The sequence below is a fragment of the Pseudomonas moraviensis genome, from assembly GCF_900105805.1.
GTDB lineage: Bacteria > Pseudomonadota > Gammaproteobacteria > Pseudomonadales > Pseudomonadaceae > Aquipseudomonas > Aquipseudomonas moraviensis_A.
Genome location: NZ_LT629788.1, coordinates 2,907,116 through 2,927,792 on the forward strand (window position 1 = coordinate 2,907,116; position 20,677 = coordinate 2,927,792).

Consider the following 20,677-nt stretch of genomic DNA (forward strand, 5'->3'; position numbering starts at 1 on the left):
GCACAAACGCTGCAACTACCTCCGCATGCTTGCCATTCAAGTACATACGGAGCTGATGACATGAGCCTGATTCAAGAAAAATTTACATCGCTGTTCTCCAACTACGAAGTCAGCACTGCCCCACGTCCTGACGGTGGCATCCTGCTCACTCTGCGTAGCAGCGACGGCAAAGTCTTCAAACGCGCACTCTCGTATCAGCAACTGCACGCCGGTGACCAACTGTCCTGGGCGATCAGCGCGATCCGCCGTGACCTGGCCGAACAAGCCAGCGAGTTGCCGCAAATTGCGATGCTGCAGAGCCAGCAGCGTTTTGCCCTGCCGACGTATCACTCGCTGTAAGTTGCTTTAAACAAAAACAGGCCGTGGAGCATGCGCTTCACGGCCTGTTTGTTTATGTCTGCGACATATCTACTGTGGGAGCGAGCCTGCTCGCGAATGCGGTGTTGTCAGATACAAATTACTTCACTGACGCATCGCTTTCGCGAGCAGGCTCGCTCCTACAATTTCCACTGTAGGGTCAGAAGGCTTCCGGTTCGATTCCGGTAAAGCTGTCCACCGTGACGTGCCCCGGCAACTCCCCGCCTTCACGCGCCAGGCCGCAGGTCTTCAGGCCCGCTGACTGCGCAGCATCGAGCTCTTCGACGATGTCCGACAGAAACAGGATTTCATCTGCTTCAACACCCACCGCCTGCTGAATATTGCGATAGGACTGCGCCTCACGCTTGGGCCCTGATGTGGTATCGAAATAGCCGCTGAACAGCGGCATCAGATCGCCCGCCTCCGAACAACCGAAGATCAGCTTCTGCGCCTGGATCGAGCCGGACGAGTAAACAAACAGCTGATACCCGGCCGCATGCCAACGTTGCAGCGCTTCGACTGCGTCCGGATAAACGTGACCTTTCAGTTGCCCGGCCTGATAGCCCTGCTCCCAGACCATGCCTTGCAATGCCTTGAGCGGCGTGGCCTTGCGGTCTTCGGCGATCCAGCTCAAGAGGATTTCAACGACGCGTTCAACGTCGGCGTGCGCCTCATTGCTGTCGCGGCGTACGGCGTCGAGTTGCTCAGCGACGTCGGTGCGGGAAGCGTTCTGGCGCACGAAATCCGGCAAGTGTCTGGCGGCGTAGGGAAACAGCACATCGAAGACGAAACTCACCGCGCTGGTGGTGCCTTCGATGTCGGTGAGGATGGCTTTGATCGACACGGTTTCAGTCCTCCAGACGCGGGAAGCGGCCAGCGATGTCTTCGCCGGTGAAGTTGGCAACCCAGCCTTCCGGGTTGTTGAACAGACGGATCGCCACGAAATGTGGATGCTCGCCCATGTCGAACCAGTGCCTGGTGCCCGCCGGAACCGAGATCAGGTCGTTCTTCTCGCACAGCACGGCATAGACGTAATCGTCGATGTGCAGGGTAAACAAGCCGCGACCTGCGACGAAAAATCGCACTTCGTCTTCGCCATGGCGGTGCTCTTCGAGGAACTTGGCGCGCAGTTCGGCTTTTTGCGGGTGATCACTGTTGAGACTGATCACATCAACGGTGATGTAACCGCGCTCGGTCATCAGCTTGTCGATCTGCTCTTTATAAGCGCTGATGACTTCTTCCTGACTGGCGCCGGGCTGGATCTTCGCGGCGGCTTGCCAGCGGTCGAAACGCACGCCCTGCTCGGCCAGCGTCGAAGCAATGTCTTCGAAATGGGTCAGCACCTTGTTGGGAATCTCAGGGCTGGAAACGTGATAAACGGACAGGCTGCTCATGGGCAATTCCTCGGTAGCGGCGGCGCCGTCCGGCTCTTCAAGACCGGTCGGGCGCAGCATGTCATCAGGCAAACGGGCTGTTTCTGGTGAACTCAGCCTTGGCGGTTCATGACGCTGCGGGTTTTCAACTCGCATTCAAACAGGAATTCGAAAGCCTCGATCTGCCGTAGTGCGTCGCTCATCTGCGCGCCCCACGTGTAGAGGCCATGCCCGCGAATCAGATAACCAACGCAGTCGGGATGGGCGTCGAGCCAAGGCTGCACCTTGGCGGCGAGGCGCGCAATGTCCTGATCATTGTCGAAAATCGGCACACGCACCCGTGATTCGTGGGTGGAAATGCCGCTGAAAGCTTTTTGCAGTTCGTAGTCTTCAAACTCGATGAAGGCTTCCGGGGTCAGGCGCGACAGCACCGTGGCATTCACCGAATGGGTGTGCAGCACCGCGCCGATCTCCGCGCGCCAACTGTAGAGTTGGGTGTGCAGCAAGGTTTCGGCGGAGGGTTTCTTGCCCGGCTCCAGGCTGTTGCCGGACAAATCGGTGGCGAGCACGTCATCCACGCTCAACTGGCCTTTGTGTTTGCCCGACACGGTCAGCAACGCCTCGCTTGGCGACAGGCGTGTCGAATAGTTGCTGCTGGTGGCTGGCGACCAGCCGCGGCCATATAGAAAACGCCCGGCGTCGACGATCTGTTGGGCGAGCTGTTCACGGCTAAGGCTCATGGCCTGTCCTCTTGCATACGGGTGGCAATGATAACGGCAGCGGCGAGCGCTGCGAGACTGGCAATACTAAAGGTCAATGTCGGGCCGAGGGCATTCCAGCTGTAGCCGGAATACAGCGCGCCGAGCGCCCCGCCGGTGCCGGCCAGTGCCGCATACAGCGCTTGGCCCTGACCTTGCTGGCGGGCGCCGAAACTACGTTGCACGAAAGCGATGGCAGCCGCATGAAAGCTGCCAAAAGTCGCTGCGTGCAGCACTTGGGCGAACAACAGCACCCAGAGAAATTCAGCGAACGACCCAAGTAGCAGCCAGCGCAACGCCGCCAGCAGGAAACTCGCCAGCAGCACCCGGCGCAGGGAAAACCGCGCCAGAATGCGACTCATGGCCATGAACATCAGTACTTCCGCGACGACGCCAACAGCCCAAAGCATGCCGATGACGCCACGACTGTAACCGAGGCGCTCGAGGTGCAAAGTCAGAAAAGTGTAATACGGCCCGTGGCTGACCTGCATCAGCGCCACACAAGCATAAAATGCCAACACGCCAGGATGGCGCAATTGCCTGAGAAAGCCCTCTCCCGCCGGCCGATTGCCCTGTGCGGGTTGCGCGTTCGGCACCCACAGACTGCTCAGAACAATGCCGGCCATGATCAGCACCAGTGCCGCCGGGTAGATGTCCAGGCTCAGCCATTCGAACAACCGCCCCAAGACCACCACGGTGATGATGAAGCCGATCGAGCCCCACAGGCGAATCTGACTGTAGCGCGAGGTCTGACCCTGCAGATGCGCGAGGGTGATGACTTCGAACTGCGGCAGCACCGCGTGCCAGAAAAACGCATGCAGGGCCATGACCATCGCCAGCCAGGCATAGGTCTGGCTGACGAAGATCAGCGAAAAGGTCAGCAACGTGCAGACCGCGCCGAAGCGCACAATGGCCAGGCGTCTGCCGGTGTAATCGCCGAGCCAGCCCCAGATGTTCGGCGCCACGCAGCGCATCAGCATCGGAATCGCCACCAGCTCGCCGATGCGCGCGGCGCTGAAGCCGAGGTGATCGAAGTACAGCGCCAGAAACGGCGCTGTCGAACCGAGCAAGGCGAAATAGAACAGATAGAAACTGGACAGCCGCCAGTACGGGAGCGCCGCCACGCCGGTTATGCCGCGACGGCTTCGAGCGCAGCCATCAGAGCTGGCCCAGCACCGGCGTGCTCACGCGCACATCGGCGTTCTGCCCGCGGTGGCGCAACAGGTGATCCATCAGCACGATGGCCATCATCGCCTCGGCAATCGGTGTCGCGCGGATGCCGACGCATGGGTCGTGACGGCCCTTGGTGATCACATCGGCCGGGTTGCCGTTCACATCGATCGAACGCCCCGGCGTGGTAATGCTCGAGGTCGGTTTCAACGCCAGATGCGCAACGATCGGCTGACCGGACGAGATACCGCCGAGGATGCCGCCAGCGTTGTTGCTGAGGAAACCTTCCGGCGTCAGTTCATCGCGGTGTTCGGTGCCGCGCTGGGCGACACAGGCGAAACCGGCGCCGATCTCCACGCCCTTGACCGCGTTGATGCTCATCAGCGCGTGGGCAAGCTCGGCGTCGAGGCGGTCGAAAATCGGCTCGCCGAGACCCGGCATCACCCCTTCGGCGACCACGGTGATCTTCGCCCCCACCGAGTCCTGATCGCGGCGCAACTGGTCCATATAGGCTTCCAGCTCCGGCACCTTGTCTGGATCGGGACTGAAGAAGGCGTTCTCCTCTACCGAATCCCAGGTCTTGAACGGAATCTCGATCGGACCGAGCTGGCTCATGTAACCGCGAATGACGATGCCCTGACTGGCCAGATACTTCTTGGCGATCGCCCCGGCCGCCACGCGCATCGCGGTTTCCCGGGCCGAACTGCGGCCGCCGCCGCGATAATCGCGCTCGCCATACTTGTGGTGGTAGGTGTAGTCGGCGTGGGCCGGGCGGAACAGGTCCTTGATCGCCGAGTAGTCCTTGGACTTCTGATCGGTGTTGCGAATCAGCAGGCCAATCGCGCAACCGGTGGTACGGCCCTCGAACACGCCGGAGAGGATTTCGACTTCATCGGCTTCCTGACGCTGGGTGGTGTGGCGGCTGGTGCCCGGTTTGCGGCGATCGAGGTCGCGCTGCAGATCTTCCAGGGAAATCTCCAGGCCCGGCGGGCAGCCGTCGACAATGGCGACCAACGCCGGACCATGGCTTTCGCCAGCGGTGGTGACAGTGAACAACTTGCCGTAGGTATTGCCGGACATGCAGGACGCTCCGTGAAATCAAACCCGAATTCTTGATGCGCGCCAGTATACGCAGGCTAACCGAGTAGTTCATCCTCGAACCTTAGTGGTGCTGGCGAGTCCAACCGGCACCTTGACCAATGATGGCGTGATGATGCTGCGAGTTCTGATCTTGAGTCTTACCCTCTTCACCGGCTTTGCCCAAGCGACAGTCCTACAACGCCCGGTCACTCTGGACACCGGCAGCGGCGAACTTTTCGGTTCGCTGTTGCTGCCCAAGTCCGACAGCCCGGTGCCGATTGTTCTGATCATTTCTGGCTCGGGTCCTACAGATCGCGACGGAAACAACCCGGACGGCGGACGCAATGACAGCCTCAAGCGTCTGGCCTGGGTGCTGGCCAAACACAACATCGCCAGCGTGCGCTACGACAAGCGCGGCGTCGCGGCGAGCCTGGCGGCGGCTCCCGATGAACGTAATCTGTCGGTGGAAGGGTATGCGGCGGACGCGGTGGCGTGGGGGCAGAAGCTCAAGGCTGATCCGCGCTTCGGCAAACTGATTCTGCTCGGCCACAGCGAAGGCGCACTGATTGCCAGCCTCGCCGCGCCGAAGCTGGACGCAGCGGCGGTGATCTCGCTGTCCGGCAGCGCGCGGCCGGTCGATCAGGTGATCCGCGAGCAATTGGCCCGCAGCCTGCCGCCACCGCTGATGCTGCGCAGCAACGAACTGCTCGACAGCCTCAAGGCCGGGCACACCGATGACAACGTGCCGCAACCGTTGCAGGTGATTTTTCGCCCGAGCGTCCAGCCGTACCTGATTTCGCTGTTCCGCCAGGATCCGGCGCAAGCCTTTGCACAGCTGAAAATGCCGGCACTGATCGTCCAAGGCAGCAACGACATTCAGGTCGGCACCGAGGATGCGAAGCTGCTCAAGGCGGCAAAACCGGACGCGCAATTGACGGTGATCGAAGGCATGAATCATGTGCTGCGCATCGTGCACAACGATATGAAGCGGCAATTGGCCTCCTACAAGGACCCGAATTTGCCACTGGCCGCCGAACTGGGCGCCGCCGTCATCGAATTTATTGACGGAATTCGCGCGAGTTAACTGCTGTTTGCCCTCCAGTCCGGCAGAAAACGGCCGATAAGCCTTTGTCGCCAGCGCAACGTCTGGCGGCAAGCAGGGCTTGGACAGGATCTCGCCGTTATGACTGACACCCAGACTTCACCCGACACCACCGCCGAAAAAGACGCTCCGCCAGCGGTCGAACTGCCGTGGGCGGACGTGCAGGCCGAGCACCACAAGATGCTCCGCCTCGCGCCGCTGCAGACCGACCGCAATACCGGTGGCCGGCCGTTGCGCTTCGTCGAATTCGGTTACGCCGAGCGCAACAGCAAAGAGCGCAGCCTGATGCGCATGGCGATCAAGCTGCCAAACCAGCGCGTGCGCAAAGAGCAGAATCATCTTGATGTGTGGGTCGACCACGCGACCAAACGGGTGAGCTTCGGTCCCGACAGCGGCTTGCAGATCGAGCCGCTGAACCGCGGCATCGGCCGCTTCATGGCCGCGCAAGGCATCAACTGGGCGAAAAAGCGCTGGCCCGGTTACACCGTCGACGGCATGGACCTGAACAACAAGGACGCGCTCAACGAAGACACTCGTTTGCGGCGTGATCATTTTCTGCGCGTGCACGGCTTCGACGTAGCTTATGCCGATGCCCAGCATTTGAAAGGCAGCATCAAGGCTGTGCAGGTCGGCGATCTGCTGGGTGACTGGAACAGCGAAAAGCTGCAGATCGTCGAGATTCTTGAGGCTGCGCAGATGTTGCAGCAAGCCGAACAGAATCTGGCCGAACAGGAAGTGAAGCTGAAGAAGCAGGAAGAGAAAGTCAGCAAGTTCAAGCGTGAGGACGCCGGACTGCGTTTCACCATTACCTGTCTGGTGGCGTTTGCGGTGTTTCAGGCGGGGTTGTTGATCTGGATTGCGACGCACCGCTGATGGCTTGAGACCGCGGCGCGGCTATTCGCGAGCAGGCTCGCTCCCACCCTGGAATGCATTTCCCTGTGGGAGCGAGCCTGCTCGCGAAGCTTTTAACCGGTCAGACGCGAGCTGCGAAAAGTGCCTGATGCGCGCGGCACTGCTCCGCTGTCAGCATGAACACGCCATGCCCGCCGCGCTGGAATTCCAGCCAGGCAAAATCGACTTCCGGGTACAACGCTTCGACGTGCACCTGGCTGTTGCCCACTTCGACAATCAACAAACCCTTCTCGGTCAGATGATCCGCCGCTTCGGCGAGCATGCGCCGGACCAGATTCAGACCGTCATCGCCGCAGGCCAGACCGAGTTCCGGCTCGTGCTGGTATTCGTCCGGCATGTCGGCGAAATCTTCCGCGTCGACGTAGGGCGGGTTCGACACGATCAGATCGAAGCGCTGCCCCGGCAGGCCATCGAAACCATCGCCCTGCACTGTGTAGACGCGCTCATCGACGCCATGGCGCTCGATGTTCTGATTGGCCACTTCCAGCGCTTCGAATGACAGATCCGCGAGCACCACTTCGGCGTTCTGGAATTCGTAGGCGCAGGCGATGCCGATGCAGCCGGAGCCAGTGCACAGATCGAGAATCCGCGCCGGCTCGTCGCCGATCCACGGCGCAAAGCGGTTTTCGATCAGCTCACCGATCGGCGAACGCGGGATCAGCACGCGCTGGTCGACGATGAACGACATGCCGCAGAACCATGCTTCGCCGAGCAGATAGGCGGTTGGGATGCGTTCTTCGATGCGACGCTTGAGCAGCCGTTGCAGGCTGACCAGTTCGTCATCTTCCAGTGCGCAATCGAGGTAGCTGTCGGCGATTTCCCACGGCAGGTGCAAGGCGCCCAGTACCAATTGGCGCGCCTCGTCCCAGGCGTTGTCGGTGCCATGGCCGAAAAACAGATCCTCCCCATGGAAGCGGCTGACGGCCCAACGGATGTGGTCGCGCAGGGTACGAAGTCGGGAAGTGATCACGGCGTAGAGCTCCAGAAAAAACGACTGGCGATTCTAGCAGCCAAAACGCCCGACGACGACGCAGGAAAAACCGTGCGGCGACGGTAGGAGATTTCTTTTTTTTGCATCAGGCATTGAACGGAACGTGTAACTTGACAAGGCTGCAGGCCAAGAACGACGGCGCCTACGATGGTAGCGATTCACAGAACCGCTCAGCCAGAGGACAATGTCGCAAAAGCCCCACCCCGAGGAGCCCCAGAATGTCCGTTCCAAAAACGATGTTTCAACTCAGCGGTCGCGGTTACGCAGCGGCCACACTGAGCCATGCCACCGTGGTCATCATCGATGCCCAGAAGGAATACCTCAGTGGCCCGCTGGCCCTGAGCGGCATGGACGCGGCCGTCGCGAACATCAAACAAGTGGTTGCCGCAGCCCGTGCCGCCGGTCGGCCGATCGTGCACGTGCGTCATCTCGGCACCGTTGGTGGCCTGTTCGACCCGCAGGGCGAACGTGGCGAATTCATCCCCGGCCTGGAACCGCAGGGCGATGAAACCATTATCGGCAAACTGCTGCCGAGCGCGTTCCATGGCACCGAACTGCTCGAGCGTCTGCAAAACCTTGGTTCGCTGGACCTGATCGTTTGCGGTTTCATGAGTCACTCCAGCGTCAGCACCACGGTGCGCGCGGCGAAGAACCTCGGTTTCCGTTGCACCCTGGTCGAAGATGCCTGCGCGACCCGCGATCTGCCGTTCAAGGGCGGCGTGCTCAGTGCTGAACGCGTCCAAGAAGCGGAAATGGCGATCATGGCCGACAACTTTGCCACGCTGGCGAAGACTCAGGAGCTGATCTGATCCTGCCCTTGTGGGCGGTGCGCTGGCGCCGCTCATCCGCTATATCCGCTGATTTGCCGCAAATGCCATAGCCTCAGGAACAACCCGGTCAACTCCCGGTCGAAGGGCCGATACCATTGAGGAAGGTCGGAATGAAGTTATCCGATGGATTTGACGCACGCCGTTTGCGGCCCAAAGGCCAAAGCAACTGGCGTTTTCGATTTGGCGCGGCGATCTCGGCCGTTCTGGCGACGTTCGGCGTGCTGCTGGCGATGGCCGGCGCAGCCAGCCTGCTCGGGCGCCCGCCGGCGCTGGGTGACCTGAATGCATCACCGCTGGGCTCGGCAATCATGCTCGCGGTCGGTTTGCTGTTCCTGTACTTCGGCGTTGCCCTTTGGCGCCGCTGCCGCCGTCGCGCACGGCAATCGCGGGAACTGAACATGTCCCCGCACCTGATGAAAAAACACGACTGACCGACGGCCTGGCTTTTTGCCGGGCCGTTTCGTGTCGACTTGGGTAAACTGGCCGCCCTTCGCGGAGGCTGACATGCAAGACGACGATTTTTCTCTGTTCAAAAGTGCGATCCAGGGCGTCAAGCCGATCAAGCACGACCGCGCCGACACCGGCAAACCCAAGGCTGACCGCGCGCAGATCGCCAAGCTGCGTCAGTCCGCCACCGTGCGCAGCGACACCACTATCATTGACGGCCTGTCCGACCAGTTCGTGATCGACGTCGGCCCGGAAGACGAGCTGATGTGGTCCCGCGATGGGGTGCAGGAAAGCCAGATGCGCAAGCTCAAGGTCGGGCAGATCCCGTTCGAAGGCAGCCTCGACCTGCACGGCATGAACGTGGAAAAGGCCCGGGAAACGCTTTGGGCGTTTCTCGCCGAAGCCACCAGATTCGAAATCCGCTGCGTACGCGTGACTCACGGCAAGGCGGTGCGCCTGGATGGCAAGCGGCCGATGATCAAAAGCCACGTCAACACCTGGCTGCGCCAGCACGCCCAAGTCCTCGGCTTCTGCTCCTGCCAGGCCCGCCACGGCGGCGCCGGCGCCGTTTATGTGATGCTTAAACGGACGATGATGGAAGGTCGCGACGAATAAAGCCGTCACACCGAACTTGCAGGGTTGTGTCCGCCACCGTACCCTTGCCCTTTGCGAAAATCCCCACAGGTAGTTTCATGTCCCTGGAACAGAATTACACCGCGATTCTCGGCCAATTGGGCGAGGACGTGTCCCGCGAGGGCCTGCTCGACACGCCAAAGCGTGCCGCCAAAGCCATGCAGTACCTCTGCCGCGGTTATGCACAGACGCTCGAAGAGGTCACCAACGGTGCCCTGTTCAGCTCCGACAACAGCGAAATGGTGCTGGTCAAGGACATCGAGCTGTATTCGTTGTGCGAGCATCACCTGCTGCCGTTCATCGGCAAGGCGCATGTCGCCTACATTCCGAGCGGCAAAGTGCTGGGCCTGTCGAAAGTGGCGCGGATCGTCGATATGTACGCCCGTCGCCTGCAGATTCAGGAAAACCTCAGCCGGCAGATCGCCGATGCGGTGATGCAAGTCACCGGCGCGCTGGGCGTCGCTGTAGTGATCGAAGCCAAGCACATGTGCATGATGATGCGCGGCGTCGAAAAGCAGAATTCCTCGATGATCACCTCGGTGATGCTCGGTGAATTCCGCGAAAACGCAGCAACCCGTAGCGAATTCCTCAGCCTCATCAAGTAATTCGCAACAGAAAAGAGCCGGCGTTGATCGCCGGTTTTTTTTCGCCCGTGAAAAATCGGGTAAGCTGCGCGCCTTTCTTCATTTGCACCGTGAGGCTTTCAACGTGTTCGTCAAAGCGCTTCGTGTCGGCCTCGGCCAACTGGTTGTCTTCATCGATTTCATCACTCGGCCGGCCAAGAAGAAACGCCCCGCCGCTGCTCAGGCGCAAGTCGACGCGGCCGCGAAAGATCTGACACTTTATCAATTCCACGCCTGCCCGTTCTGCGTGAAAACCCGCCGCGCCCTGCATCGCTTGAACGTGCCGGTAGCGTTGAGAGACGCGAAGAACAACGAGCAGGATCGCCAGACGCTGCTCGAACAGGGCGGCAAAATCAAAGTGCCTTGCCTGCGTATTGAAGAGAATGGGCAGACCACCTGGATGTATGAATCCAAGGTGATCATTGATTATCTGGATAAGCGGTTTGCTGCGGTCTGACATTTCCGGGGAATGCCGTAAGCGCTATCGCGAGCAGGCTCACTCCTACAGGGGGACGCATTCCAACTGTAGGAGTGAGCCTGCTCGCGATGAGGCCATTACAGGCCCCCATAATCTCAGACAAAAAACCGGTCCTTGTGCCGTTTTATTTATATTCACGCCGCCCTCTCCAGCTGCGCCCGCCGCACCACCGCCGCCAATCGCTTCAACCCTTCATCCAGCCGAGCCGGATCGATGTGGCTGAAATTCAGGCGCAGATGCCCATGATGTTTGTCCGGCTCGGGAAAGAACGGCTCACCGGGCATGAACGCCACGTCGTTAGCCAAGGCCTCTTCGAGCAATGTCCGCGTATCCAGCGGTTGCTTCAGTGTCAGCCAGAAAAACAGCCCGCCCTGGGGCATGTTCCAGTCAGCCAGGTCGGCAAAATGTTGTTCCAGCGCCAACTGGAACGCATCACGCCGCTGCCGATAGAAATCACGCAATTCGCTTAAATGCTGCTGATACTTCTCTGAGCCGATCCATTGCAGCGCCTGCCACTGACCGATGCGATTGGTGTGCAGATCAGCCGATTGCTTGAGCTTGAGCAAGTGCGGAAAAAGATCCGCACTGGCAATCAGGTAACCGACACGCAAGCCTGGGAGCAAGGTTTTCGACACGGTACCGGTGTAGATCCAACTGGCTTTTTTCAGGCGGGCGGCAATTGGTGTTGCGCTGCCACCGTCGAAGGTCAAGTCGCGATACGGCTCGTCCTCGATGAGAGTGACGCCGAATTCATCAAGCAATGCGGCAACCGCGGCGCGCCTGGCCTCGCTGTAGCGCACGGCGGATGGATTCTGGAAGGTCGGGATCAGGTAAATGAATGCTGGACGATGCCGCTCGAGACGACTGCGCAGTTGCGCCAGGTTCGGGCCCTCGGGTTCTTGCGGCACGGTCAGGCAATCAGCGCCGAACAGCTGGAAGATCTGCAACGCGGCCAGATACGTCGGTGCCTCCAGCAGAATTTCCGTGCCTTTATCGATATAAAGCTTGGCTGCCAGATCGAGGGTTTGCTGGGAGCCGCTGACCACCAGCACCTGACTCGCCTGGCATTCAAGGCCCAGCGCCCTCGCCTCTGCCGCCAACGCCTCGCGCAATGCCGGCTCGCCTTCGCTCATACCGTACTGGCCCAGCGCTATGGGCATCTCGGCCCAGTCCACTTTCGGCAGCATCGCTTCAGCGGGTAAACCGCCAGCGAACGACATCACCTCCGGACGCTGGGCCGCCGCAAGGATTTCTCGGATCAAGGAACTTTTGAGGCGTGAGACACGTTCGGAAAAAGCCATTGAGGTCACCGTAGCAAGGCATGCGGAAAATGAGTCAAACTGCTTGACTGAAATTACGGCAGCGTAAGTGAGTACGTCAATATGTTTGACCTTAAAAATCCCACCAGCCAGCAACAGGCCATGGAAGCGTTTTTCTTCGGCTACCAGGCGTTCACGGCCAAGGCTGATGAAATGCTCGAGCGCCGCGGCCTCTCACGGGTGCATCAGCGCATTGTGTTTTTCATCGCGCGCTATCCGAACCTGAGCGTGAAGGAGTTGCTGGCTTTACTCGGCGTGAGCAAACAGGCATTGAACATGCCGCTGCGCCAGTTGCAGGAAATGCATCTGGTCGACAGTGTCGCTTCACAGACGGACAAGCGTAAGCGGCTATTGGAGCTGACGGCGGAAGGTGCGAAGTTCGAGCAGGCACTGCGCCGGGAACAGGTGAAATTGCTGGAACGGGTATTTGCCGAGGCTGGCGAAGCGGCGGTGAATGGCTGGTTGGCGGTGAATCTGGCGTTGGGTGGCAGTCTGGAAACTCTTGAGTGAATCAACAGGCGCTTTCGCGAGCAGGCTCGCTCCCACATGTGAACGCATTACAAAGGTGGGAGCGAGCCCGCTCGCGAATGGCCTCATAGCTATATATCCCTATCGGCAAAAAAATCGTCGACAAAACCCAAAACAATATTTGCTTTATTTGTACACAAAAGCATAATCCACTGCGTGCGAGTTCCTGACTACACGGTCAACAAATTCGCGTATGCCTCAAAGGGCCGCTGCCACCCCTCATGGGTCCGGCCCTGGAAATAACAATAAAACTCTTGAGGAGTACTCGCTGTGGAAAGCCGCAAATCCGAAGCACCGCCGCTCGAGCTCACGCCGCCATTACGCAATGGCCTGCTGGAGCGTCTGTTCAAACTCAGCTTGCATGGCACCACGGTGAAGACCGAGCTGATTGCCGGTCTGACAACCTTCATCACCATGGCTTACATCATCTTCGTCAACCCGAACATCATGGCCGATGCCGGCATCGATCACGGTGCGGCCTTCGTCGCCACCTGTATCGCTGCCGCACTCGGCTGCCTGTTGATGGGCCTTTATGCCAACTGGCCGGTCGGCCTGGCGCCGGGCATGGGCCTCAACGCGTTCTTCACCTACACCGTCGTCGGCACCATGGGTTACAACTGGGAAACGGCGCTGGGCGCGGTGTTCGTCTCGGGCGTGCTGTTCATGTTCCTGACCTTTTCGCGGATTCGCGAGTGGCTGCTCAACAGTATTCCGGTCAGTTTGCGGTTTGCGATGGGCGCCGGTGTCGGTCTGTTCCTCGGCCTGATCGGTCTGAAGACTGCCGGTATCGTCGTCGACAGCCCGGCAACGCTGATCAAGCTCGGCTCGCTGCGTGAACCCGGCCCGCTGCTCGCCGCGATCTGCTTTCTGATGATCGCGATCCTCAGTTACCACCGCGTGTTCGGTGCAATCCTCATCAGCATCATCACCGTCACCCTCGCCGGCTGGGGTCTGGGCCTGGTGCACTACGAGGGCATCATGTCCGCGCCGCCGAGCCTGGCGCCGACCTGGATGGCAATGAACGTCGCCGGCGTGTTCAACGTCAGCATGATCAGCGTCGTGCTGGCCTTTCTCTTCGTGCACATGTTCGACACCGCCGGCACGCTGATGGGCGTGGCTCAGCGGGCCAACCTCGTCGCCGCTGACGGTCGTATCGAGAACCTTTCCCGAGCGATGAAGGCTGACAGCGCATCCAGCGTATTCGGCGCCGTGGTCGGCGTGCCGCCCGTGACAAGTTACGTGGAAAGTGCCGCTGGCGTGGCTGCTGGTGGTCGGACTGGTCTTACCGCCGTCACAGTCGGTGTGCTATTTATAGCGGCCATGTTCTTCGCTCCGCTGGCTGGCATGATTCCCGCTTATGCCACGGCGGGCGCCTTGATCTACGTGGCGATGCTGATGATGGGCGGCATGGCCCACATCGAATGGGACGAAGCCACTGACGCGATCCCGGCAATCGTCACGGCGATCATGATGCCACTGACCTTTTCGGTGGCCGACGGCATCGCGCTGGGCTTCATCACTTATGTGGCGTTGAAGGCCGGCACCGGCAAGTACAAGGAAATCTCCGTCAGCCTGTGGGTGCTCTGCGCGATCTTCATCGCCAAGTTCATCTTCCTGTAAGCGCTGCGCGGTTCACGCTTCAAACCAGCCTCACCCTCACCGGTGGGGCTTTTGCACATATCGATAACAACAAAGGAGCAAAACGATGAGTCTGGAAACCTGGCTGCTGTTCAGTGGTGCTGCACTGGTGGTAATCCTGATCCCGGGGCCGCTGTCGCTGCTGATGATCAGCAACAGTCTGAATTACGGTCTGCGCCGCTCGTACCCGGCGTTTCTCGGCGGGGTGATTGCCTCTATCTGCCTGCTCAGCGCTTCGGCACTGGGGCTTGGCGCTTTGTTGCTGGCCTCGGAGCAACTGTTCAGCGCATTGAAAATCGTCGGCGCATTGTATTTGTTCTATCTTGCCTGGCAGAGCTGGCAGCAATCGCGTCAGCCTTCAGTGGCAGCCGAAGTGCCCCAAGCCGCACCGGTGCCACGCTTCCGCACGCTATTCGGGCGCGCTTTTGTACTGGGCGCGAGCAATCCGAAAGATATCCTCTTCTTCGCCGCGTTTCTGCCGCAGTTCCTCAGCGCGAACCAAGCGTTCCTGCCGCAGTTGCTGATCATGATCGCGACCTGGGTAGTACTCGATCTGTGCTGCAAACTGGCCTACGGCCTGGGCGCCCATGGCGCAGCGCGTTATCTGCGCAGTGGCAAGGGGCAGAGCTGGTTCAACCGAATCAGTGCCGGATTGTTTGGCGGTGCCGGCGCGACATCATTGCTCAGCAGCCATTAAGACATCGTATGGCCCACCCTCCCGACTGAACGGATTCAAATCGGGAGGGTGCTGTTTTCAATTAATCACCGCGCGCCAAGCCTGTAATCATTGACAGGCAATACATGGCAACAACCGCCTTATGTACAGCGCTGAAAAGAGCACCTTAATATCCGCTGCAATTCGATAACAACAGCCTGAACAAGGAAGTTCTCATGGCCACTTTGATACATGAAGCATCAATTCAAACCGATCCGGCAATTGACCCGAACAACCACAAAGTTACCGACACGGTTGTTGTCACGGATATGCGTTTCGAGAGCAACGAGCGCAAGCCTGCAACCATTGACGCACCTGAAGATTCATCCAAGCCGAACCAGTTGAAGTTCGCAGACAACATATTCGGACCATTGCAGATTGGCGACATATCAATAACACGAGTAGCGCTGGACCGATTGGGCGCGACGGTCGATGGCAAACCTTTAAATGGTCGTAATACTTTCAGTCGAGTACTTAAACGCTCTTTTATCAATGCCCTGCAATTCGACCTGAACAAAGTCGAACACGCGATGAAGACCGCCACTGGCAGTGATACATACTTGTTGCCGAACCTGCTGTTTGAAATGGCCAGTCACCGTCCTCTGACCGCGCCGGCATTGTTCAGCGAAGCCATCACCGACGAAAGTGGTCCGGGTAACTACCGCCGCAAACTCCTGAAACTTGCCAACGCCGCGCAGGCACTCGACCTGCAGCATGTGCATCTGCCCAAGCATCATCCGCGCTGGAAAACATTGACCAAAAGCTACGCAGCACTCGGCTCCAGTGTCGGCATTCAGGGCTTCGGGATTTTCATGGGCCTGCGCGGAGTCGTCGATGCGATCAAGGCCGACAACACCACGGAAATCGCGATAAACAGCGTGGGAATCGCATCCGAACTGGGATCGATCGCTGTCGACGTTACCGTCAGTAAAGTTGCCACGCAGATGCTCACCGCCGGGCAGCACGCCTACCGCGACTTCGCCAGGACGCGAATGGCGGTCAGGCTGGGACGTTCGGGCGGCCTGATCGGTGGCGCTTTGACGTTGCCATTCGATATCTACACCGCGGTGCGATCCATGAATGCCGCCGAGAATGCGACGGGCAAGGAGGCGATGGATCACTATGTCAGCGCCGGCCTGAGCATTACCAGCGCGGCCATGACCGTGATCCTTGGGACTGCGGCGATGGCCGGATTTTCGTTCGCCGGCCCGGTCGGGCTGGCTGCCGGGGCGATTCTCGCTATCGGCTCGCAGGTTTATGGTGCGGTGCGCATCGTCGACGACATTGATGACTACATCGAGCTCACCCTTGATGAGCGGTGGCGCACCGGATGGTTTGCGTTCTGCATGCTGGATATCGATCAGAACATTCAACATCGCTACGTCAAGGCCAAGACCTTGCTGCAGCACTCCGCCAAGTTGAAGGCGACGGCAAGGCAACTGCTCGATGGCCCTCTCAAGGACACCACCGAAGCCATCGTCAACGGTCAGTTCGAGGTGCGCCTGAGGCCGACCCAGGTCTGGAAGCGGAACTGGTGGACCAAACAGGATGCCTGGGAATCGGTACATGTCCCGGAAATAGTAGGCACTGACGACACCATCGATGCGCGCGAAGGGGTAACGAAGGACACGCCCGGTGCGCACCTGGGCACTGCAGCGGAGAACAAGAGCGTTCTCTGGCTGCTGACCGAAGGCGACGACTCGATCAAGGGGGTCGAAAAAAAAACGAATGTCTTTCATTACAAGTCGGGAAAAAAGGACCTGGCTGGCGGCGAGAAAGACGATCAATTCGTGTTCGACAATGCGGCGGACTTTCTCAAACAAGGCACGGATGCCACGCACCATTCGACACTGCGAGGCGCGGATGGCAACGACACACTGGTTCTCGGCGGCCATTATTCGAGTTTCCGCACAGCGAAAACCGGTTATGACGTCGACTTGCTGGCCGGTACGCTGCAGATCATCTCAACCGATCCATCTGCCGAACAGGGCAAGCAATATGTCCTGCACAGCTTGATAGACAGCATCGAAAACGTTGAAACCGTCGACAGCGCGGCGAGCATCGTGACCGGTACAGCGCAACCCAACATCATCAAGGCGCGCGGCAGCGACGTCATCAACGCCGGCGCCGGGGACGACCAGATTTACCTGTCGCACAAGGACGCTCAGGCCTGCGGCGATGCCGGCGCCGACCAGTACTTCATCGCTCACGTGGCGGGGCGCTTCTCGATCTTCGAAGATGGCAAACAGCCGAGCTACATCGTATTGAACTGGAAGAAAGAGCTGATTGATTCCTGGCAAATTGCAGGTAACCACTTGATCATCACTTCCGGATTCGAATTCGATGACATCCCGAAGAATATCCTGACCATCCATGACGTTTACGAAGAGGACGCGGATGAACGGAAACTGATCAATAAAAACCTGACGTTCATCACCCGCGACGGTTACCAGTTCACACTTGATCTGCCAGAGAAAGTCACCGAGGAAAAGACCGCCGATTTTTCCGAAACCATTATCAAGCTCGGCCAGCCGCAAAGACCCATCATCGTTTACGCAGATGAATGCTGGATCAGACATCAGCAGGAAGCGAGTTACTACCTGCCGCGCGCTAATAACATGACCACCTTCTACTCGGTACTTCGTCCTGGAATAGTCAGTAATATCCATCTGGACTACAACAGCGATGAGCTGACAAAAGCCGAGGCGCATTTCTTTGCCGTCAAACATGAATCCTATCGGCTGACTGCAGGTTGCCATCTCGTTTATCACTTCGGCGATAAACGTATCAAGTTGAATTATTTCGCCGCCGCTCGTAATGAAGATGACCATGACAATCTGACTAAAATTCTGCGCACCATGGCGGGCCGGCCGTTTTTTCGCTATGTGCTGATCTTCAAGGACGGTGTCGCCTTGAATGCCGGCCTCACGGATGAAACCGATGCCCTGCCGGCGTTTTCCGATTACGCGGTGGCAAGGGAGTGGATCACTCCGATGACCCTGCCCCTGGCTTTTCGCTCACGGCGTTACAGTTATGCATTGCCGGAAAACCAGGCGCACGAAATGGGCAATCGACACTCCTGTGCCACGCTCACTGCCCTGACCGTGCAAACCGCCATGGAAAGCCTCATCGGTGAAGGCTCGACGTACCTGATTCATCTCGTTGCCGACACGACCCTTAAACTTTCGACACCCGGTGCACTCGCCGAAGCGAGCGTGCGGCTAGCGAATTCCTCCACGTGGGAACTCGACGCCACAAAGCTTGGTACGGTCGATATCGAACTCACCGACAACCGGTTATCCATCGGCACCTGCACCATTCATCTACCAGTGTATGAAAGCGACGACCTGATCGATCAGATCCGCGTCATCACTGCGAACGGCGTAGTGCATACGGTCGATCTGGTGTTCGATCGGGTCTACCCGGATGGCCTGGATGCACGCTTCTTCGAAGCACCCGATGCTGCGAAACCGCTACCAGCAGCGCTCGCCTCATTGGCTGCCAATGTGGTCAAGGTCAGGAACGCCGAGTGGATTTTCGATGGGACAACTGCGCTCAGTTACAACTTCGCCGCCCACGGCTGGGTACTGCGTACCGACAAGTCACGCGTTGAAGCCTGTGAGGTGCGGGTGACGAATCGCTGCAGTCACCAATCCGGCATCTTCATACCCGCGCCACAGAGCGACGTTCCACCCGCTTGACGTCGAAATATCGTCTATCGATCCCTTAGCGAATAGTGCTTTCAGCCAGGCGCCTGTGCGCGCCTGCGCCTCACTTCATGAGTTTTCACAATGGCCAGACCACCGAAAAAAATCTCTGTCACGACAAAAGCCGACGCGCCCGCCACTTCAAGTGCAGGTGCACCAACACGCAGGAACAGCGTCGGTCTCGACATGCCTGACGCGCTGTTGCTGGGCATTGACCCGACGCCCGTCAGCCGTGGCGCGAACAGCCCTGCAGCAGCCGACAGCATGCCTACCGTGAGGATTCACGAGATACCGCCGCCAGTGGACAATTCCGGCACGGCACGCAGCGCGAGCGCTTGGCCGCAGGAACGTATTCACGAGCTGGTTCCGCTGTCGGACGACAATGGACTGTTCACCGGTCCGGATCAGCGCACCTATGCACAAATCGCCGGCCAAGGACGGTTTGAGGTCGAACGGGATCAGCACGGTCACTACCATTTGCCGCTGACCTTCGCACCCGGCGTCCACGGTCCTGCCCTGGTGCGCAACGAAGGACAGCCAAGCTGGCGCATCCAGCGCCCTGACAGGCAATCGATCCGGCCCGCCTCAACTGACCCACTCCGCCCGACCTATCTGACACCCTCGCAAGCCAGCGGGCTGACCAAAGCAGACCTCGCGACCGATGGCATCCGCTACAACAAGCTCAAGCAGACCTTTGTGACTACGGCGGACGGCACGGTGATGGTCCGCCAAAACAAGGCCGGGGAATATCAGCAGGCATTTGCGTCAAGCCACGAGGCGCCTGATATCTATTTTGAGCAGATCCCGGGCACCGTGTTCTGGCGGCAGAAAACCAGCCGCACACAGCTCGACGACACGCCGTCCTCTGGCCGCCAACCGATCGCTGACGCAGACGAACCGATGGCCGGGCCGAGCAAACGGCCACGGCTGGAAACCGCAGCCGAACCAGCGGCCACGCACGCGGCAGCCGAGCCTGATCAGCAGACCACGTACTTCTGGCTGTCATGGGGCCAAATGAACAAGCTTGCAGGCATCGAGTCGGTGCAGCTTGGCTGGCTGCATTATCCCATCGTGCCAATCGGCTCGAACCTCGCGCCCAACGTGTATTTCCTGCGTCACCCGGAGTTTGTGCCGGCACACTTTGAGGCTTTCGAAAACATGCTGGCCCACACGCCCGCGCTGCAGCCCGTGGCAACGTCTCGAACCGACAGCGATCCGCGCAAAATCCCTCCGGGAAAACGTTTGTTCGAAGAGCCGATCAGCCAGTCTGTTGCTCGTGCATTCCCTGATTTCTCCGCCGTGACTGCACGTGCGGTTGCCAGACGGTTGTTTGAGCTGGCAGATCACTCGCCGACCATTACCGGCACCGGGCTGATGAATATCCACACCGCGCTGCATCAGTGGCTGCACCCGCAACTTTCGACGACGCCGACACTGGCCCACCCGATCAGCATGCTGGCCGTGGCGCCTGATATCGATCTCGGCAGCAAAAGGCTGATCCGGATGCCGTCCGAGGAGGCCAGTGAGTTGCAACGGCTGACCTTCGATCCGCAGCGTTTTCCCTTGGCCTGGAATCATTACAAAACCTATCCCTCCGACCTCAACCTGAGACGTCTGCTCGGCTCCTTGCTGGTAAACAGCGGCTACGACATATTCCCGCTGACGCATGAACATCGCATGCCGACGCTGGTGTTCAGACGAGCCCATCACGATCAGGTTTTCCTGCTGAAACTGGGAGCGATCGACCAGGCGGGCCTGACTCACGTGCCCGGCAATGAACTGACCGAACCGAGCTTGCCCGCGCGGATCGGGCAGGACGCCTTCAAGGTTCTCACCGAGGCCGCTGCGCAACACAAAGTGGTGTGGCTGATCGGAGGTGTATTGAAAGTTGCCGGCAAGCCTGACTCGGTGTTCATCATCCGCGAGCGCTGAGCATCGCCCTCGAACGGCGGTCAGGATGGCATCTTGCAGCAATAAAAAAAGCCCGCAGTGTGAGCGGGCGAAAGACCAAAGAAG

General features: G+C 59.3%; 20 protein-coding genes. 13 read left to right on the top strand and 7 right to left on the bottom strand.

Annotated elements, in window-relative coordinates; all coding sequences use genetic code 11:
• The first annotated feature begins 60 nt into the window (after positions 1–60).
• Complete coding sequence (locus BLU71_RS12855) at positions 61–339, top strand: DUF3509 domain-containing protein (RefSeq protein WP_016773780.1); 279 nt, start codon at positions 61–63, stop codon at positions 337–339.
• Between the two features lie 178 nt (positions 340–517).
• On the opposite strand, the gene mtnC is transcribed toward BLU71_RS12855, so the two are convergent.
• The 5 genes from mtnC to aroC form a co-directional block, all read right to left on the bottom strand.
• The gene (gene mtnC / locus BLU71_RS12860; RefSeq protein ID WP_083353245.1) at positions 518–1,201 is read right to left on the bottom strand and encodes an acireductone synthase; all 684 of its coding nucleotides are present in this window, start codon (positions 1,199–1,201) and stop codon (positions 518–520) included.
• Positions 1,202–1,205: 4 nt separating this feature from the next.
• Complete coding sequence (locus BLU71_RS12865) at positions 1,206–1,751, bottom strand: 1,2-dihydroxy-3-keto-5-methylthiopentene dioxygenase (RefSeq protein WP_064364629.1); 546 nt, start codon at positions 1,749–1,751, stop codon at positions 1,206–1,208.
• Positions 1,752–1,843: 92 nt separating this feature from the next.
• Positions 1,844–2,470, bottom strand: a complete 627-nt coding sequence (locus tag BLU71_RS12870; protein WP_064364610.1) for a methylthioribulose 1-phosphate dehydratase — start codon at positions 2,468–2,470, stop codon at positions 1,844–1,846.
• Entirely contained in the window at positions 2,467–3,612 is a 1,146-nt protein-coding gene (locus BLU71_RS12875; protein ID WP_064364609.1) for an MFS transporter, read from the bottom strand. The genes BLU71_RS12870 and BLU71_RS12875 overlap by 4 nt, the downstream gene beginning before the upstream one ends.
• A 34-nt stretch (positions 3,613–3,646) precedes the next feature.
• Complete coding sequence (gene aroC, locus BLU71_RS12880) at positions 3,647–4,738, bottom strand: chorismate synthase (RefSeq protein ID WP_064364608.1); 1,092 nt, start codon at positions 4,736–4,738, stop codon at positions 3,647–3,649.
• 130 nt (positions 4,739–4,868) lie between these two features.
• Between aroC and BLU71_RS12885 the strand changes: the two genes are divergently transcribed.
• Together BLU71_RS12885 and BLU71_RS12890 are read left to right on the top strand one after the other, a co-directional pair.
• Positions 4,869–5,822 carry an alpha/beta hydrolase gene (locus BLU71_RS12885; protein WP_064364628.1) on the top strand — a complete coding sequence of 318 codons (954 nt, stop codon included), beginning with the start codon at positions 4,869–4,871 and terminating at the stop codon, positions 5,820–5,822.
• A 99-nt stretch (positions 5,823–5,921) separates the two neighbouring features.
• Entirely contained in the window at positions 5,922–6,713 is a 792-nt protein-coding gene (locus tag BLU71_RS12890) for a hypothetical protein (RefSeq protein WP_042608495.1), read from the top strand.
• Between the two features lie 100 nt (positions 6,714–6,813).
• On the opposite strand, the gene prmB is transcribed toward BLU71_RS12890, so the two are convergent.
• On the bottom strand, positions 6,814–7,722 hold the full coding sequence (prmB, locus tag BLU71_RS12895; RefSeq protein ID WP_042608496.1) for a 50S ribosomal protein L3 N(5)-glutamine methyltransferase: 909 nt from the start codon (positions 7,720–7,722) through the stop codon (positions 6,814–6,816).
• 239 nt (positions 7,723–7,961) lie between these two features.
• Between prmB and BLU71_RS12900 the strand changes: the two genes are divergently transcribed.
• The 5 genes from BLU71_RS12900 to BLU71_RS12920 all read left to right on the top strand — a co-directional run bounded on the left by BLU71_RS12900 (position 7,962) and on the right by BLU71_RS12920 (position 10,733).
• Positions 7,962–8,552 (top strand): cysteine hydrolase family protein, encoded by a 591-nt coding sequence (locus tag BLU71_RS12900; RefSeq protein ID WP_042608497.1) that lies wholly within the window; start codon positions 7,962–7,964, stop codon positions 8,550–8,552.
• Between the two features lie 131 nt (positions 8,553–8,683).
• A complete protein-coding gene (locus tag BLU71_RS12905; RefSeq protein ID WP_065615164.1) occupies positions 8,684–9,004 on the top strand; it encodes a hypothetical protein in 321 nt (106 codons plus the stop codon).
• 73 nt (positions 9,005–9,077) lie between these two features.
• The gene (locus BLU71_RS12910; RefSeq protein WP_065615163.1) at positions 9,078–9,635 is read left to right on the top strand and encodes a Smr/MutS family protein; all 558 of its coding nucleotides are present in this window, start codon (positions 9,078–9,080) and stop codon (positions 9,633–9,635) included.
• Positions 9,636–9,712: 77 nt separating this feature from the next.
• The gene (gene folE, locus BLU71_RS12915) at positions 9,713–10,258 is read left to right on the top strand and encodes a GTP cyclohydrolase I FolE (RefSeq protein WP_016773769.1); all 546 of its coding nucleotides are present in this window, start codon (positions 9,713–9,715) and stop codon (positions 10,256–10,258) included.
• A gap of 103 nt (positions 10,259–10,361) precedes the next feature.
• Positions 10,362–10,733, top strand: a complete 372-nt coding sequence (locus tag BLU71_RS12920; protein ID WP_042608536.1) for a glutathione S-transferase N-terminal domain-containing protein — start codon at positions 10,362–10,364, stop codon at positions 10,731–10,733.
• 155 nt (positions 10,734–10,888) lie between these two features.
• Here the strand turns inward: BLU71_RS12920 and BLU71_RS12925 are convergent, their stop codons facing one another.
• Positions 10,889–12,055, bottom strand: a complete 1,167-nt coding sequence (locus tag BLU71_RS12925; RefSeq protein ID WP_083353246.1) for a PLP-dependent aminotransferase family protein — start codon at positions 12,053–12,055, stop codon at positions 10,889–10,891.
• A gap of 81 nt (positions 12,056–12,136) precedes the next feature.
• Here BLU71_RS12925 and BLU71_RS12930 point away from each other — a divergent pair, with 81 nt between their 5' ends.
• The 5 genes from BLU71_RS12930 (at position 12,137) to BLU71_RS12950 (ending at position 20,593) form a co-directional block, all read left to right on the top strand.
• Positions 12,137–12,583, top strand: coding sequence for a MarR family winged helix-turn-helix transcriptional regulator (locus BLU71_RS12930; RefSeq protein WP_064364566.1), 447 nt, complete (start codon positions 12,137–12,139; stop codon positions 12,581–12,583).
• A gap of 288 nt (positions 12,584–12,871) precedes the next feature.
• Positions 12,872–14,221, top strand: a complete 1,350-nt coding sequence (locus BLU71_RS12935; RefSeq protein WP_024012217.1) for an NCS2 family permease — start codon at positions 12,872–12,874, stop codon at positions 14,219–14,221.
• 85 nt (positions 14,222–14,306) lie between these two features.
• Positions 14,307–14,936, top strand: coding sequence for a LysE family translocator (locus BLU71_RS12940; RefSeq protein WP_064364565.1), 630 nt, complete (start codon positions 14,307–14,309; stop codon positions 14,934–14,936).
• Between the two features lie 194 nt (positions 14,937–15,130).
• A complete protein-coding gene (locus BLU71_RS27565; RefSeq protein WP_197680941.1) occupies positions 15,131–18,655 on the top strand; it encodes a calcium-binding protein in 3,525 nt (1,174 codons plus the stop codon).
• Between the two features lie 90 nt (positions 18,656–18,745).
• Positions 18,746–20,593: a hypothetical protein gene (locus BLU71_RS12950; protein ID WP_156889234.1), complete on the top strand. Its 1,848-nt coding sequence runs from the start codon at positions 18,746–18,748 to the stop codon at positions 20,591–20,593.
• Positions 20,594–20,677: the final 84 nt, after the last annotated feature.

Bases quoted from the DNA above. Each gene is read 5' to 3' on its own strand.
- BLU71_RS12855 (WP_016773780.1), top strand. From the start codon at position 61: ATGAGCCTGATTCAAGAAAAATTTACATCGCTGTTCTCCAACTACGAA.
- BLU71_RS12865 (WP_064364629.1), bottom strand. From the start codon at position 1,751: ATGAGCAGCCTGTCCGTTTATCACGTTTCCAGCCCTGAGATTCCCAAC.
- BLU71_RS12870 (WP_064364610.1), bottom strand. From the start codon at position 2,470: ATGAGCCTTAGCCGTGAACAGCTCGCCCAACAGATCGTCGACGCCGGG.
- aroC (WP_064364608.1), bottom strand. From the start codon at position 4,738: ATGTCCGGCAATACCTACGGCAAGTTGTTCACTGTCACCACCGCTGGC.
- BLU71_RS12885 (WP_064364628.1), top strand. From the start codon at position 4,869: ATGATGCTGCGAGTTCTGATCTTGAGTCTTACCCTCTTCACCGGCTTT.
- BLU71_RS12890 (WP_042608495.1), top strand. From the start codon at position 5,922: ATGACTGACACCCAGACTTCACCCGACACCACCGCCGAAAAAGACGCT.
- BLU71_RS12900 (WP_042608497.1), top strand. From the start codon at position 7,962: ATGTCCGTTCCAAAAACGATGTTTCAACTCAGCGGTCGCGGTTACGCA.
- BLU71_RS12905 (WP_065615164.1), top strand. From the start codon at position 8,684: ATGAAGTTATCCGATGGATTTGACGCACGCCGTTTGCGGCCCAAAGGC.
- BLU71_RS12910 (WP_065615163.1), top strand. From the start codon at position 9,078: ATGCAAGACGACGATTTTTCTCTGTTCAAAAGTGCGATCCAGGGCGTC.
- folE (WP_016773769.1), top strand. From the start codon at position 9,713: ATGTCCCTGGAACAGAATTACACCGCGATTCTCGGCCAATTGGGCGAG.
- BLU71_RS12925 (WP_083353246.1), bottom strand. From the start codon at position 12,055: ATGGCTTTTTCCGAACGTGTCTCACGCCTCAAAAGTTCCTTGATCCGA.
- BLU71_RS12930 (WP_064364566.1), top strand. From the start codon at position 12,137: ATGTTTGACCTTAAAAATCCCACCAGCCAGCAACAGGCCATGGAAGCG.
- BLU71_RS12940 (WP_064364565.1), top strand. From the start codon at position 14,307: ATGAGTCTGGAAACCTGGCTGCTGTTCAGTGGTGCTGCACTGGTGGTA.
- BLU71_RS27565 (WP_197680941.1), top strand. From the start codon at position 15,131: ATGGCCACTTTGATACATGAAGCATCAATTCAAACCGATCCGGCAATT.
- BLU71_RS12950 (WP_156889234.1), top strand. From the start codon at position 18,746: ATGGCCAGACCACCGAAAAAAATCTCTGTCACGACAAAAGCCGACGCG.